This is a genomic window from Candidatus Palauibacter sp. (assembly GCF_965261555.1).
In the GTDB taxonomy this organism is placed as follows: Bacteria; Gemmatimonadota; Gemmatimonadetes; order Palauibacterales; family Palauibacteraceae; genus Palauibacter.
Map to the genome: position 1 here is coordinate 2,479,975 of NZ_OZ253465.1, position 14,576 is coordinate 2,494,550.

General features: G+C 68.3%; 12 protein-coding genes. 4 read left to right on the forward strand and 8 right to left on the reverse strand.

All coding sequences use genetic code 11. The features are described 5' to 3' along the window. Positions 1–39: 39 nt before the first annotated feature. Positions 40–2,070, reverse strand: coding sequence for a serine hydrolase domain-containing protein (locus ACQY5G_RS10670; protein ID WP_428273811.1), 2,031 nt, complete (start codon positions 2,068–2,070; stop codon positions 40–42). Between the two features lie 146 nt (positions 2,071–2,216). Between ACQY5G_RS10670 and ACQY5G_RS10675 the strand changes: the two genes are divergently transcribed. Beyond that, on the forward strand, positions 2,217–5,480 hold the full coding sequence (locus ACQY5G_RS10675; RefSeq protein WP_428273813.1) for a S41 family peptidase: 3,264 nt from the start codon (positions 2,217–2,219) through the stop codon (positions 5,478–5,480). A 67-nt stretch (positions 5,481–5,547) separates the two neighbouring features. Here ACQY5G_RS10675 and ACQY5G_RS10680 read toward each other — a convergent pair whose 3' ends face one another. Then, positions 5,548–6,264, reverse strand: a complete 717-nt coding sequence (locus ACQY5G_RS10680) for a hypothetical protein (RefSeq protein ID WP_428273814.1) — start codon at positions 6,262–6,264, stop codon at positions 5,548–5,550. Positions 6,265–6,315: 51 nt separating this feature from the next. Next, positions 6,316–7,428: a peptidyl-alpha-hydroxyglycine alpha-amidating lyase family protein gene (locus ACQY5G_RS10685; RefSeq protein WP_428273816.1), complete on the reverse strand. Its 1,113-nt coding sequence runs from the start codon at positions 7,426–7,428 to the stop codon at positions 6,316–6,318. Positions 7,429–7,680: 252 nt separating this feature from the next. Between ACQY5G_RS10685 and ACQY5G_RS10690 the strand changes: the two genes are divergently transcribed. The 3 genes from ACQY5G_RS10690 (at position 7,681) to ACQY5G_RS10700 (ending at position 10,522) form a co-directional block, all read left to right on the forward strand. Beyond that, on the forward strand, positions 7,681–8,475 hold the full coding sequence (locus ACQY5G_RS10690) for a hypothetical protein (RefSeq protein WP_428273818.1): 795 nt from the start codon (positions 7,681–7,683) through the stop codon (positions 8,473–8,475). 14 nt (positions 8,476–8,489) lie between these two features. After that, complete coding sequence (locus ACQY5G_RS10695; RefSeq protein ID WP_428273820.1) at positions 8,490–9,602, forward strand: hypothetical protein; 1,113 nt, start codon at positions 8,490–8,492, stop codon at positions 9,600–9,602. Between the two features lie 401 nt (positions 9,603–10,003). Further along, positions 10,004–10,522, forward strand: coding sequence for a DUF6152 family protein (locus tag ACQY5G_RS10700; protein ID WP_428273822.1), 519 nt, complete (start codon positions 10,004–10,006; stop codon positions 10,520–10,522). A 4-nt stretch (positions 10,523–10,526) separates the two neighbouring features. On the opposite strand, the gene ACQY5G_RS10705 is transcribed toward ACQY5G_RS10700, so the two are convergent. The 5 genes from ACQY5G_RS10705 to ACQY5G_RS10725 are packed head-to-tail and all read right to left on the reverse strand — an operon-like array spanning position 10,527 to position 14,518. Then, positions 10,527–11,027: a DUF6644 family protein gene (locus tag ACQY5G_RS10705; protein WP_428273824.1), complete on the reverse strand. Its 501-nt coding sequence runs from the start codon at positions 11,025–11,027 to the stop codon at positions 10,527–10,529. Then, positions 11,027–12,289, reverse strand: a complete 1,263-nt coding sequence (locus ACQY5G_RS10710) for a hypothetical protein (RefSeq protein ID WP_428273826.1) — start codon at positions 12,287–12,289, stop codon at positions 11,027–11,029. The genes ACQY5G_RS10705 and ACQY5G_RS10710 overlap by 1 nt, the downstream gene beginning before the upstream one ends. Before the next feature lie 20 nt (positions 12,290–12,309). Further along, positions 12,310–12,864: a DUF6644 family protein gene (locus tag ACQY5G_RS10715; RefSeq protein ID WP_428273828.1), complete on the reverse strand. Its 555-nt coding sequence runs from the start codon at positions 12,862–12,864 to the stop codon at positions 12,310–12,312. Positions 12,865–12,869: 5 nt separating this feature from the next. Then, on the reverse strand, positions 12,870–13,382 hold the full coding sequence (locus ACQY5G_RS10720; protein ID WP_428273830.1) for a hypothetical protein: 513 nt from the start codon (positions 13,380–13,382) through the stop codon (positions 12,870–12,872). 35 nt (positions 13,383–13,417) lie between these two features. Next, positions 13,418–14,518 carry an alpha/beta fold hydrolase gene (locus ACQY5G_RS10725; protein ID WP_428273832.1) on the reverse strand — a complete coding sequence of 367 codons (1,101 nt, stop codon included), beginning with the start codon at positions 14,516–14,518 and terminating at the stop codon, positions 13,418–13,420. Positions 14,519–14,576: the final 58 nt, after the last annotated feature.

A 14,576-nucleotide genomic window follows, 5' to 3' on the forward strand; every position in this document is an offset into this window, starting at 1 on the left:
TTGTATGGTGCGGAAAGTTACGTCGGCCGCCCGCTTCTGTCAGCGGACCCGGCCGAAGCGGACGTCGCGCGTACGGACGTTGGAGAGGTAGAAGCCGATCACCTGTCCATTGCGGTCCCGCTCGAAGGCGAACGACAGACCGCCGCCCGAGAACTCATCTTCTTCGCCGGGTTCGAGTTCCGCGCGGTCGAGCCTGCGCTGGTGCAGGACGAGACTGCCATCCTCGACGGAGAAGGCGTAGAACGTCTCCAGCTCCTCGCTGAAGAAGCGTCCGGCGAAGTCGGCGAGATCCTCCGCCGTCGGCTCCCAGGCCTCGGCCTCGTCATCCTCGAGGCGGGTGGCGTGGTTGTCCCCGTTCTGGTGCAGCGTGAGCCCCTCGACGTCGCCCTCCGGATCCCGCAGGAAGGTGACGGAAGCCTCGACGGCGAGCAGGCGGAAGGTCGAGTCGGAGGTGGGGACCATCTCGAGGCGCTGCTGTCCCGTGGCCTGCGTGTAGAAGGTGTCGTCCTCGCGCGTGAAGGTGAGGATGAAGTTCGGCGCCGCGTCGAGTGCGTAGCGGCCGGCGAACTCGTCGAAGGCGTCGGGGTCGAAGTCGTCCGGATCGAACTCCCCGGACGCGCCGGCGGCGTCTTCCTCCTCCTCCATCGCGTCCCCGAAGAAGGCCGCGGCGAGTTCGTAGGCCACGCCGCTGTTGAACTGCGCGTGGTTGCTCTGGGTCGTGAGGCCGGCGTTGATCTCGGGGAAGTAGACGAACATCGAGCGGTGCGCGACGTCCGCGCCCCCGTGGCTCACCCGCTTCAGCCCGCGCTGCTCGTCGACGGAGAGCCCGTAGCCGTACCCCGTTTCCTCCCCGTCGTTGAGCACGAACGACGTCATCATCTCATCGATGCTCTCCCGCGTTCCGACCCGGGGGTTCGCGTAGTTCTCGGCCCACGTCTGCAGATCGCCGATCGTGCTGTAGATCGCCCCCGCGCCGACCGCGCCGCCGAGGTCTCCAATCTGGCGGTAGCCGTCCGGGCCCGGGGTGTAGCCCTCCGACATGTTCGGGACGATGTGCCGCGTGGAGGGCCGCACCATGGTCCCGGTCATCCCCAGCGGTCCGAATACGTTCTCCTGCATGAAGACGTGGAAGTCCTGCCCGGAGGTGCGCTCCACGATCACCGCCGCGAGGCCGAACGCCGTGTTGTTGTAGTTCCACTCGCCGCCGGGCTCGTTCTGGAGCGCCGGCTGCCGCTGTACGATGTCGACGAGTTCCGAGCGGTCGATCCAGTCCCCGTGGTCGAGGCGGCGGCCCGTCATCCGCAGCAGGTTCAGGAATTCGCGCAGTCCCGACGTGTGGGTGACGAGGTGCTTCACCTGGATCGTTTGATCGAACTCCGGGAGTTCGGGAATGTGCTTGCGGATGTCATCCTCGAGGGAGAGGAGTCCGCGCTCCGCCTGCAGCATGACCGCGAAGGCGGTGAACTGCTTCGAGGTCGAGCCGATGTTCGTCCGCGTGTCCTCCTCGAAGGGGAGGCCGTAGGCGAGGTTCGCCATCCCGTAGGTCTTCGAGAAGAGCGTGCGGCCGTCGCGCCACGCGCGGACCGCGCCGCCGGGAGAGTGCGCACCGTCGAAGCGCGACATGATCTGGTCGGCGAGCCCCTCCGGATCCGTCGCGACGGGTTCGTGCCGCAGCAGCGTGACCTCGTAGCGCCCGCCGGCCTCGGCGTCGTCTCCCGCGACGAACAGCTCCAGCGTGTGGACGCCCGCGCCGGTCGTCCGCCCGCCGAAGCGCTCGACGCCGTGCCCCAGCCCGCCGAAGCGGCCGACCTGCGTCCCTTCCGGGTCGAGGACGCGCGCGGTCACGTCGACGGAGATCTGGTTCACCTCGCCGAGGACGAAGTCGTTCTCGTCCGCCTCGATCGCGTAGCGCGCCGTGTCGCCCGCGGCGAGCGTGCCCTGCAACGTCCGGCCGACTTCGAGTTCCGTGCCCTGCGCAGCCATCTCCGCGGTCGCGAGAAGGGCGAGAAGTCCGGCGCAAAGCGCGGAACGGGGCGAGCGGCGGGGAAGGCGACCGAAACGCGTGTTCATTTGGGTAACTCCGGCGGCGGGTTCCAGGGGCGCGCGAGAGACGGTAAGGAGGCCGGACTCGGGCGGGCAACCGCACGACAGCGTAAATACGTTAACGGCTCGACCCGGGACCACCCCAGATTGCGAAGGATCCAATGAAGGCAAGTTTGAAGGCACGTTCGCTCCTCCTCCTCACGGTTGTGCTTTTTGCGGCCTCTTTCCGTTCCGCCTGGGCACAGGAAGATCCCGGCACACTCATGCTCGCGCAGCCCGCCGTGAGCGCGGACCGGATCGCCTTCGCCTACGCAGGCGATCTGTGGGTTGCCGGGATCGACGGGAGCGCGCCGCGGCGGCTCACGTCCCACCTCGGCGTCGAGTTCAACCCGCGCTTCTCGCCGGACGGGGAGTGGATCGCGTTCTCCGGGGAATACGACGGGAACACGGACGTCTTTCTCGTGCCCGCAGCGGGCGGCGTGCCCGAGCGGCTCACCTGGCACCCGGGAGCCGATCTCGTCCAGAGCTTCACGCCCGACGGATCGGCGGTCCTCTTCTCGTCCGGACGCAACGCCTACACGGGCCGCCATCGGCAGTTGTTCACGGTCGCGACGCGCGGCGGGCATCCCGAACAGTTGCCCATTCCGCACGCCTTCAAGGCGGCGTATTCGCCGGACGGCGCGAAGATCGCCTACACGCCGCTGTACGAAGCCTTCGCCCAGTGGAAGAACTATCGCGGCGGGACGACGACGCGGATCTGGATCTACGACGTGGCAGACCATTCCGTCGTGCAGATTCCGCAGCCCGAGGGCCGCTCGAACGACACGGATCCGATGTGGATAGGGGACCGCGTCTACTTCCGTTCGGACCGCGACGGGGAGTTCAACGTCTACTCGTACGACGCGGGGACCGGGGATGTCTCGCGGGTCACCGCGCACGAGGACTTTCCGGTCCTGAGCGCGTCCGCCGGCGCGGGCCGCATCGCCTACGAGCAGGCGGGGCGGCTGCACCTGCTCGATCCCGGCTCGGGCGCAAGCGACCCGGTGCCGGTGCGGATCGCGACGGACCTCCAGGAGGTGCGCCCCCGCTACGCCAGCGGCGAGAACTTCGTCCGCAACGCGAGCCTCTCGCCCTCCGGCGCCCGGGCCGCCTTCGAGTTCCGGGGCGAGATCGTCACGCTGCCGCGCGACAAGGGGGACGACCGCAACCTCACGCAGTCGACCGCTGCCCACGAGCGGAGTCCCGCCTGGTCGCCGGACGGAGAATCGATCGCCTGGTTCTCCGACGCCTCCGGCGAATACCGGCTGTACGTGGCTCCGCAGTCCGGCGCGGGAGAGGCGCGCAGCTACGTCCTGGATGGTGCCGGGTTCTACGTGGACCCGGTGTGGTCGCCTGACGGCACGAAGATCAGCTACACGGACAACTCGCGGGCCGTCTACTGGATCGACCTTGATTCCGGAGACACCCGCCGCGTCGACGCGGACGTGATGTACGGGCCGCTGCCCCCGCCCTCGCACGCCTGGTCGCCGGACTCCCGCTGGCTCGTCTACACGCGCAACAACGAGACCAACATCCGCACCGCGTACGTACACCTGCTCGAGACGGGCGAGACGAGGGCCGTCACGGACGGACTCAGCGACGTCTCCGAAGCCGTCTTCGATGCCGGCGGCAAGTACCTCTATCTCACGTCGTCCACCGACGCGGGCCCCGTCGTCCAGTGGTTCGCCCAGTCGAACAACGACTTCGAGATGACGAACGCGATCTATCTCGCGGTCCTCGAGAAGGGCACGCCATCGCCGCTCGCGAGGGAGAGTGACGAGGAGGCGGGGGACGAGGCCGAACCGGAGGCGGAGGGTGGGGACGATTCCGATGAGGTGATGGTCCACATCGACTTCGACGGGCTCGACCAGCGCATCCTCGCCCTGCCGCTGCCCGAAGCCGGCTACGCGAACCTGCAGCCCGGCGACCCGGGCCAGCTCTTCTACATCCGAAGTGCGACGGCGAGCGGGTTCGGAAGCCCCGGCGCGGGCCCCGGCCTTCGCCGCTTCTCCCTCGCCGACCGCGAAGAGGCGACCGTCGTGGACGGCACGCGCTTCTACGACCTGTCGGCGGACCTCGGGAGCGTGCTGTACGCGACGTCAGGCGGCTGGTTCATCGGCAGCGCCGGCGGGACCGACATCGGATCCGGCGCGGACCGGCTCGGCGTCGCCGACGTGGAGGTGAGAATCGATCCGCGGGCGGAGTGGCGTCAGATCTACGATGAGGCCTGGCGGATCAACCGCGACTACTTCTACGACCCGAACATGCACGGCGCGGACTGGCCCGCCATGAAGGAAAAGTACGCCGTGTTCCTCCCGCACCTCACCTCGCGGGCCGACCTGAACCGGCTCATGACGTGGCTCCATTCCGAGATCGCGGTGGGGCACCACCGCGGCGGGGGCGGCGACTTTCTGCACGAGACGGACAACGTGCCGGGCGGGCTGCTGGGCGCGGACTTCGTCGTCGACCGGGGGCGGTACCGGTTCGAGAAGGTGTACGGCGGTCTCAACTGGAATCCGGGACTCCGGTCCCCGCTCACGGAGCCGGGCGTCGAGGTCGAAGCGGGCGAATACCTGCTGGCGGTCGAAGGGGTCGCGCTCTCCGCGCCGGAGAACCTGTACGGTCGGTTCGAGAACACGGCCGGCCGGATCGTCTCGATCACCGTCGGCCCCTCGCCGGACGGGGCGGGGTCCCGCACGGTCGACGTCGTGCCGGTGGCGAACGAGGGCGCGCTGCGGAACCGGGACTGGGTGGAGGGCAACCTCACGCGGGTCGACGAAGCCACGGACGGGCGGGTCGCATACGTGTACGTGCCCAACACGGCCGGCGCCGGACACGAGTACTTCAAGCGCTACTTCTTTCCGCAGACGAACCGGGAGGCCGTGATCATCGACGAGCGGCACAACGGGGGCGGCCAGATCGCGGACTACTACATCAACATCCTCCGGCGGCCCTACATGTCGCACTGGGCGATGCGCTACGGCGCCGATCTCGTGACGCCGCAGGGCGCGATCCCGGGTCCGAAGGTGATGCTCATCGACGAGACCGCGGGCTCCGGTGGCGACATGCTGCCCTGGATGTTCCGCAAGCTCGAGATGGGGACGCTCATCGGCCGCCGCACCTGGGGCGGGCTGGTCGGCGTCCTCGGCTTCCCGATTCTGATGGACGGCGGGTCGATCACGGCGCCGAACCTCGCCATATGGACGGAGGACGGATTCATCGTCGAGAACGTGGGCGTGCCGCCGGACATCGAAGTGGAGCAGTGGCCGGCCGACGTGATCGCGGGCGTCGACCCGCAGTTGGAGAAGGCGATCGAGGTCGTACTGGAGCAACTCGAGGCGTCACCGGTGGCGACCCCCGAGCGTCCGCCCTTCCCGATCCGGGTGCGGCGCCCCTAGTTGATCCGGTGCGACCGGCGGCGGGACGGGCTCCAGGTCCCGGAGCCCGCCCCCGCTGCGGCCGCGGTCAGGTGCAGGTGGTGGGGTCGACCGTGATCGTGACCGCTTCGGCGCTCAGCGAGTTCCGGTTCAAGCGCCAGTTGATCAACGCGTTCGCCCCCAGTCGCTCCGCGTCGGCCAGGACCTTTTCGAGGGCTTCGCGGAACACGGAGCGTCCGCTTCCCGCCCCGGTGATCGTCGCCTGCACGACGCCGTGTTCCCCCTCCCTGGGGCACCGTTCGAGTTCCTGCCAGTCGGTGTCGCAGCGGATGAGGCGGGAGTTCTCGAGGTTGATCTGGTTGTCGTCGGCGCCGAAGCAGGCCCAGATGCGGTCGTCGTCGCCGCCGCCGCCGCTTCCGACGGCGGAGAGCGAGAAGGCGAGGTCCAGGCGGGTGATCTCTTCCGCGAGATTGGCCGTGACGGCGGCCCCTCCCGTGCCCATGAACACCGGCTGAACCGAGATCTCGACGCCGAGCGGCACGTAGCACAGCGTGTAGCCGCCGTCCAGCGCGGTCTGCCCCTCCATCTGTCCCGACTCGCCGTCCTTCTCCCAACTGGCGACGACGGTGGCGCTGGGCAGCCCCATCTGAGTGTCCCCGTCCGAGACAAGCCCCCACAGGGCGCCGGTCATGTCCGGCGAATCCGGACACACCTCGTTGAGTTCCTGGGCGACGGAGGCCGCACCCGTGAAGACCAGCGCCAACGCACCCACCGCCATCCCCGAAGCGAATCTTCTCAGCGTCATCGTCTTTCTCTCCTGCAAGCAGCCTGCATCAGTTGCGCACCAGATGGCGCATCAATTGCCACGCGTGTACTTCGTGACTCCGCCCTCGGCGGCGGCCCGCGAGTTCGGTCCCTCCGCAGCATAAACGTTCCCGTCCGCATCGACCGCGACACCTTCGCCGGCCTCGCCCTGCGGATCGTCGGACTCGTGCGGCGGGATGAAGGCCGTGACCCGGTCCTCCGACGCGTGGCCGATCCGGACGCCGGTCAGCCAGTCGGCGTGCTGGTTCGGGTTCGACTCCGAGTCGATCGCGTAAACGTTGTCCGCGTCGTCGATGAAGAGTCCGCTGACCCGGCCGAACTGGTAGTGGGTGTCGAGCAGGTTCCCTTCCTGGTCGAAGATCTGGATGCGGTGGTTCCCGCGGTCCGCGACGAACAGGCGACCCCGCGAGTCCATCTCGAGGGCGTGCGGCGTCCGGAACTGGCCCGGTCCGTCGCCGATCACGCCCCACTCCAGGAGGTATTCGCCTTCGGGCGAGAACTTGATGATGCGGCCGGTGGAGCCTTCCGGCGGGTTCGCGTTCTGTCCGCTGTGGCCGTCCGAGACGAAGATCGACCCGTCCGGAGCCGTGATCACGTCGCACGGCTCGTTGAAGAACGTGCCGGGCTCGCTGTTCCGGACGCCCATCTCCCCGAGCATCATGAGCACCTCGCCCTCCGGCGAGAACTTCACGACGATATGCCCCTTGTCTTCCGTACCCTGGGAGTCCGTGATCCAGACGTTCCCGTCGTCGTCCACGTGGATCCCGTGCGGAAGAACGAAGAGGCCGGCGCCGAAGCTGGCCAGGATCTCGCCCGTCTCGCGGTGGAACTTGAATACGGGGTCGACGAGGTTCTCCGCGCACCCGCCGGCGAGCGCGATCCCGCCACAGCGGTCGTAGGCCCAGATATGCCCGTCGATGGGGTCGATGTCGATGCCCGCGGTGGAGCCCCACGCGCGGCCATCCGGGAGCGGCGCCCAATTCTTGATAACGTTGGGCGTGGGGTTCGGGAGGCCCGCCGCCGCCGGATCCGCGACCTCGGCCGAGTCCATCATCTCGTCGTCCGCCCCGCAGGCGGCGATGCCGAGGAACGCGGCCCCCAGTGCGGTGAGGTGTGCCAGTCCGGTTACGCGCAGCTTTTTCATGTCTCCCTCCGGCCGTTCGGTGTTGCGCAACCCGTACCCCGCCCCGCGTCGCCCCACTGCTTCAAATGTGCCCCCGAACTGTCGATCTGGCCAGAGAATGGGCCGGATCGCAGTTTCGATCCGACGCACGCGGAACGATCAACCCGGAGGTCGGTGCCGATGGCGAACTTCCCGAGGAGACGCGCGCTTTGTCGCGCCGAGCGAAATCCCCGTTGCGGGGGCCGTGTCGTAAGCGCCCTTCTGACCTTGGCGGTGGGGACGTTTGCCGCCTGCGCGCCGGACGACGGCATCCCGCGAACGGCCTCGGGACATCCCGACTTCAACGGCATCTGGTCCGCGCTCGGAAACGCGTACTGGGACATCGAACCGCACATGGCGCGTCCCGCGCTCGCGATGCAGGAAGGCCCCGTCGTGCCCGTCCCCGCCAACGAGGTCGTCGCGCTCGGCGCCGTGGGGTCCGTGCCGTCGGGCCAGGGCATCGTCGTGGGCGGGAGCATCCCCTACCTCCCGGAAGCCCTGGAGCGGCGCGACGAGAACCGCGAGCGCTGGCTCGAGCGCGACCCCGAGATCCGCTGCTACCTGCCCGGCGTCCCGCGCGCGAATTACATGCATCTCCCGTTCCAGATCTTCCAGAGCGAATCGAAGTTCTTCATCGCCTACGAGTACGCCGGCGCGGTGCGAGACATCTATCTCGAGGATCCCGGTCCGCCGCAGGTGGATGCCTGGATGGGTCAGTCGGTGGGACGCTGGGAGGAGGACACCTTCGTCGTCACCGTGAACGGGTTCAACGGCCAGACCTGGTTCGACCGGGCGGGGAACCATCACAGCTACCGGCTCGTGGTCACGGAGCGGTGGAAGATGCTCGGGCCCGACCACCTCATGTACGAGGCCACGATGGAGGACCCGGAGACGTTTTCGGAGCCGTGGACGATCCGCCTGCCGCTCTACCGAAACGTCGACCCCGACGCGCGGCTGGGACAGTTCAAGTGCGTCCCCTTCGTGGAGGAGCTGATGTACGGCCACCTCCGGAAGAACCCGATCCGGTAGCCGGGGCCGCGGCCGTGCCGCTGAGATTCGCGATTCGCAGACGGCGCCCGCGAGGACTCCCCGCCGTTCTCCTGCTCGGAGCCGGATTCGGAGCCGCCTCTTTCGCTGCCTGCGACGGGATCGGCGGCGTTGCCGGGCGAGATGGAAGCCGCTGGGTCGTCCCGCGGACCGCGGACGGGCATCCCGACCTCCAGGGTGACTGGACGAACGGGACCATGACGCCGCTCCAGCGCCCGGAGGGCGAGGCGCTCGTGCTCACGGCGGAGGAGGTTGCGGTCCGCGAGGGGCGGCGCCGGGAGTACATCGACGACCGCAACGCGCCCAGCGACCCCGACCGCGAAGCGCCCCCCGTTGGAGGCGATGGATCCACGGGCGCGGCCGGCGGGGTGGGCGGCTACAACTACTTCTGGATCGACGCGGGCGACCGCGTCGCCGTGTTCAACGGCGAGCCCCGAAGCTCGCTCATCACGCGCCCGGAAGACGGCCGCGTTCCCGACCTCACGCCCGAGGGACAGCGGCGCCGGATGCAGGCCTACGGCCGGCTGGCGGGCGAGTTCGACAACCCGGAGAACCGCCCCATCGGCGAGCGCTGCATCCTCTCCTTCGGCTCCAACGCCGGCCCGCCGATGCTGCCGAATTACTTCTACAACAACAACTACACCATCGTGCAGACGCCCGATCACATCATGATCCTGACCGAGATGGTGCACGACGTCCGCATCATCCAGCTGGGCGAGCCGAAGCCGACCGCCGGCGACGTGCGCCCATGGTTCGGCGAATCGTGGGGCCATTGGGCGGGCGACACCCTTGTCGTCCGGACGGAGCATCTGAACCCGGACCAGATGGCGGCGTACGTCTACCTCTTCGGCCCCGGCTCGGAGAACATGACCGTGACGGAGCGCTTCACCCGCGCGGACGAGCACACCATCCACTACGAGTTCAGCGTCGAGGACCCGAACACCTTCGTCGAGGGCTGGGGCGGGGAAGTGCCCTTCACGCGCCTCGACGGCCAGCTCTACGAGTACGCCTGCCACGAGGGCAACTACGCCCTCTCCAACGTCCTCAGTGGAGCCCGCGCCCAGGAACGCGCAGCCACCGGAACGTCCAGCTCCGGACCGTCACGTTGAGTGCCCCGGATATGATGACGCGGCTCATTCGGGTCGAAGACGCTTACGGAATCAGGATACCGGAAGCGCTGATAGAAGCAGCTGGACTCGACGGCCCCCTGCAGCTGCGAGTCGTGGCCGCGGGTCTGCTCATCCAACGCACATGCGATCCTCGGCCCGGCTGGGCCGCTGACGCGAGAGAGCTCGAGGATCGAAGCGACGGCGGCCCCCTCGACCCGCCGTCGCCGACATCCTTCGACGAATCAGAATGGGTGTGGGAGTGACGGATCCTGACGCCGCATCGCCGAGGCTCGACGACGCCGGCGGTCGCGGAGACTTGGACGCCGTTGTTATCTTGCGAAGTGACGTTGCGAGACCGTCGTTGTTGCGTCGGAAAGTTGGTTGAGACCTGGGTGAAATCCATGCGGAAGCTTCCTCCATACCTCCTGGCGGCCGGGGTCGCGCTGGCTGCGGCGGCGCCTCTGATCGCGCACCACGCCTTCGGCGCCGAGTTCGACCGGAACGCCCCCATCCGGCTCCGGGGCGCCGTCGTGCGGCTCGAATGGGTGAACCCGCACACGTGGATTCACCTCGAGGTCGAGACCGATGCGGGATCCGAGGTCTGGATGGTCGAGGGCGGGACCCCGAACACGCTCCTGCGCCGCGGCCTCCAGCGGGACTGCCTCGCGCCCGGCACCGAACTCATCGTGGACGGCTACCAGGCCAAGGACCACTCGCTCAAGCGGGCCAACGGCCGCGACGTCACCTTCACCGACGGCAGCAAGTTCTTCATGGGCTCATCCGGCGCCGGCGCCCCTCCCGGCGGCGCGCCGAGGCCGAACGATCCCGCCTACGACGCCAACCCCTGCCAGCCCCCCCCGGGCTGGGAAGGCGGGATCGTGGAGGTCACGAGCCACAGCATCCTCGAGGAGCGCGAGTAACGCTTCAGGCGGAAAAGCCGATCCAGCGCCCCGCCGCGGCGACCGTAAACCAGAGTCCCAGGGAAACGAAGGCGATGAGCCGCGTGCGCCAGTCCGCCCGCTCCGGGGCCGCGGCCACCAACCACCTGCGGACCCCGAAGGTGAAGCCGAGCGCAAACGGGAGCGAGATCATCTTCACCCAGAAGGACGTGTTGTAGTAGCACTTCACGGCTTCGGAGAGGAACAGCGGGACCCCGGTCAGGAACATCAGCGCCACCCCGGCCACCAGCCACGGATGCGCGTGCCGCACGACGCTCGCGATCGGCTGGCGCGTGAGCCCGGTGCCCCAGAGCCGGAGGTCCGCGAGGAGCACCGCGCCGCCGAGCAATCCCAGCCCCAGCAGGTGGACCGCCTCGATGATGGGGAAGGCCCAGATCGACTCGCGCACTACCGTGCCCAGCGCCGTGTTCTCCATTCGCTCGAAGAAGGGGAGCCACGCTTCCGGCGCGAACTGACGCCCTCCCATCAGCGCTCCGCGCCGCTTCCGAACAGGGGCGCCCTCACGACATACGGCACGTCCAGTTCGTCCGTGACCCAGGTGTAGAGGTGCCCGTGGCGGACCCGGAGCGGGCCGGCCGCCTCGAACCCCAGCCGCACGGAGCCCAGGTAGTCCCCATCCTCGGAGAACAGGTCATAGAACGCGGGGGCATCGTCCGGAGTGACCCTGCGCACCCAAAGCCGCCCCTCGTCATCCACGGACAGACCGCCGAGGATGGGCTTGACCTCCGGCATGAGGGCCGCGATCTCTTCGGCGTCGCGCCGCCGCATGTCCGCATCGCCCTCGAGCATTCCCTCGATATAGGCGGAACGGTCTTCGGCCGTCACCGGTTGCTCCTCCACTCCGGCCTCGATGACCATCAGCGTGTCGCCGGCTTCACTGGTCCGGGCGATCCGGTATGACGTGTTTTGAGCGCGCCACAATCCCGCGGAGGGGTTGAGGGCCGTAATCTCGCCGGGCTCGTAGGGAATGCCCCTGACCCCCCAGCCGCCGCCGATGCTGTAGGTGTAGGATCGATAGGTGCTCTCGCCCACGTACACCGAGTCGATGGCTCCGGTGGCCAGGTCGTAGGACTTGTAGTAGCTCCGCGCAGATGCCGTGGACACACCCATTTCGGGCGGATAGGTGCGAACCTCGTCCGAATGGGACGTGCTTCTCCAGTAGCGTCCCTGATGGTCGAACACGCCTGTCCAGATGTACCCGTACCTCCTGACAGGCTTGTCGAACCTGCGTACCTCCTCTCCGTACGGGTCCACCCCCATGATCGCCCACTGCGAGTGGTCGTGGATCCAGAGAAGGGTGTCGCCGGAGAGAAGAATCCCGTTGGCTTCGAGGATCTCTCCGGGACCCTCCCCGCGGCGCGCGATCGTTCGCAGGTACTCCCCGCCGGGACCGTAGGCCCGCACCTCGGCGGCCAGATAGTCCAGCACGTAGATGGTGCCGTCGCTTGCGGCCTCCACGCCCCGGATCTCGCCGAACGTGAGGTCGGGGTCATCCCCCTCCGCACTGCCGAACCGCAGATCCACGTCCACTTCGTCGACGACCGGGCCGACGGAGTCGATGGCGGGAAGGCCGGGGTAGCGTACCAGGACCGTCCCGTTCGGAAGGGTCTCGCGTGTCGGGTTCTGCGGCGGCGATTCCGTTTCGCAGGCGCAGAAGGCGAGGGTCAGCGCGAGACCGGGGAGGATACGCGCGGGATCCGCTCCGGAAGTTCGTGTCGGGGTGAACATGGTCGAACCTTCCTTTCCCTTCAGTCGCTCGCCACGGGACAGCCGGCGGCCCAGTTCACCCAGCCCGGCTGGCCGGGGATGTCGCAGTCGAACCAGTTGTAGGCGATGAGGCGGCCCGCCACGATGATGAGCGCCCACGCCGCGAGCGAAACGGCGCCCGCCGCCCTCGCCCGCCCCGGGAGAACGGGAGACCGCTCCCACTCGAGTACCCTTGGGTGGATGCCCCGGTGAAAGACGAAGGCGTTCAGGCCCGCGACCACAAAAAGCAGAACCTTGAATCGAAAGAATATATTGTGGTAGTAACGGACCGGGTTCGAGTAGAAGATGAGAAGCCCGGTGATGACCATGATCGTGAACCCGATCCGGGTCCACGGGAGGAGCCGGCCGGTGACCTCGGAGACGGGCACGCGCCGCATCGTCCAACCCAGGAGCCGGAGGTCGTTCATCATCACGGTGCCGAAAAAGAGCGCCACCGCGAGCACGTGCGCGGACTCGATGAGCGGCCACGCCAGGGTGGACTCCAGCAGGGCCACGCTCCAGGGCGTATCCCCGAGCCACTCCAGGAACCGTTCCATGCGGACTACCGGCCCCCCTCGGCCCTGGCCTCCGCGGTATCGGAGGGCACGGCGTTGAACGGGTCGCTCGGCCGAAGCGTCTCGATGGCGTAGCGGGCGTGGCAATCGCGGCAGGCGTAGTAGACCTCGGCGCCCGCGTCGAACACGGCGTCCGGGCTGCGGCGGTCCACCGCGTCCAGCGCCAGGCGGCCCGTCTCGACCATCGTCCGCGAGTGCGCCATCCAGTCGCCGCGGTCGCGCGCGCGGCCGTCCATCATCATCAGGTTGCCGGATTCCGCGAGGATGAAGGCGGCGTTGCGGAGCGTGGTCCAGTCCTCCTCGGTCAGAGGCCGGAACTGGTGCACGCCTTCCTCGGTGAGCACCTCGCCCACGCCGTCCCAGTAGGCCTCCGCGGCGGGTTCGAGCACGGAGACCATCAGTTCCTGCACGTCGGCGACGGGGACCGGCCGCTCCGGCGCCTCTCCGGTGCACGCCGCGGCGGACCAGAGGACGAGGAGCGGCAGCCTGGAGTTCTTCATGGCCGGGGAACCTGTTCGGGCCGCGCGGACTCGCGCTACGAACCCGGAGTGCGGCCGACGTCCGTGTCCCGCCACGCCCGATCGGCGGGTTCGTCCGGGTCGGAGCGCAGGAACCGGACCAACTCCGCGTGGAAGGCCTCCGGAATCTCGAACTGCGGCGAGTGTCCGACCTCCGGGAACATCACGAGTTCCGCGTTCTGCAGTTGCTCGGCAACGTTGCGCGCGAGCGCCGGATAGTCGGCCACGAGGCGGTCTTCCGCGCCGCCGATGACGAGCGCCTTCGTCGCGATGTGCCGCCACTCGTACACCACGGGATCCTCGTACAGGATCGCGCGCTGCGCCGCCCGGACCCGTGCCATCCGCGGCCAGTCTCCGCTCAGCGTGAGGCCGTACTGGACTTTGACCCATTCGAGGTACTCCGGGCGCCAGCCGTTCGGGTAGTACCGCATGTGCCCGCGGAGTACCGACTGATACGTCGTTCCGTTGAGCACGGACTCGTACGTCTCCGCGCGATCCGTCCACGCCCGGCCCGGCCGCGAATCCGTGAGGCCGATCTGGTTGACCATCACGACGTGCGTCGTAGTCTCCGGATAGGTCGAGGCGAACCGGGTCGCCACCATGCCGCCCATGGAATGTCCAATGATCGCGGCGCGTTCGATCCCCAGTGCGTCCAGCAGCCGCTTCGCGTTCCGGGCGGGGATGTGGAGGTTGTAATGGATGATCGGTTTCGAGGATCGGCCGAAGCCCAGCCGGTCGATCGCGATCACCCGGAATCCCTCGTTCCTGAGCGCCTCGATCGTGGGCCGGAACCCCGCCGCGAAGAAGTTCATCCCGTGAAAGAGGACGACCGTCCGGCCATTCGGCGGGCCGGCCGGAGCGACATCCATGTACGCGAGCCGATAGTCGTTCCCATAAACCTCGACATCGAGGTACGACACCGGGTGCGGATAGGGGACGTTGCTGTAATCGATCGCCGTCGCCTCCCAGTCGGCCGGCGGCTCCGCGGGCGGCTCGGTCTGCGCCGAGACCGGTGCGGCGACCGTCACGACCGTCGCGGCGGCGAGGAGCCAACGGCCCCATCGCGCGTCGACTCCGTGTGTCTGCCGGCGGAAACCGGGGTGGCGGGCGTTCGACATGGAGATTCTCCTTCCGGACGGTTGCGGTCCCCCTGAAGCGAACCTACGGTGCGCAACA

What these genes read in the sequence shown, in the direction of transcription:
- ACQY5G_RS10670 (WP_428273811.1), bottom strand. Translation starts at nt 2,070, where the DNA reads ATGAACACGCGTTTCGGTCGCCTTCCCCGCCGCTCGCCCCGTTCCGCG.
- ACQY5G_RS10680 (WP_428273814.1), bottom strand. Translation starts at nt 6,264, where the DNA reads ATGACGCTGAGAAGATTCGCTTCGGGGATGGCGGTGGGTGCGTTGGCG.
- ACQY5G_RS10685 (WP_428273816.1), bottom strand. Translation starts at nt 7,428, where the DNA reads ATGAAAAAGCTGCGCGTAACCGGACTGGCACACCTCACCGCACTGGGG.
- ACQY5G_RS10700 (WP_428273822.1), top strand. Translation starts at nt 10,004, where the DNA reads ATGCGGAAGCTTCCTCCATACCTCCTGGCGGCCGGGGTCGCGCTGGCT.
- ACQY5G_RS10705 (WP_428273824.1), bottom strand. Translation starts at nt 11,027, where the DNA reads ATGGGAGGGCGTCAGTTCGCGCCGGAAGCGTGGCTCCCCTTCTTCGAG.
- ACQY5G_RS10710 (WP_428273826.1), bottom strand. Translation starts at nt 12,289, where the DNA reads ATGTTCACCCCGACACGAACTTCCGGAGCGGATCCCGCGCGTATCCTC.
- ACQY5G_RS10715 (WP_428273828.1), bottom strand. Translation starts at nt 12,864, where the DNA reads ATGGAACGGTTCCTGGAGTGGCTCGGGGATACGCCCTGGAGCGTGGCC.
- ACQY5G_RS10720 (WP_428273830.1), bottom strand. Translation starts at nt 13,382, where the DNA reads ATGAAGAACTCCAGGCTGCCGCTCCTCGTCCTCTGGTCCGCCGCGGCG.
- ACQY5G_RS10725 (WP_428273832.1), bottom strand. Translation starts at nt 14,518, where the DNA reads ATGTCGAACGCCCGCCACCCCGGTTTCCGCCGGCAGACACACGGAGTC.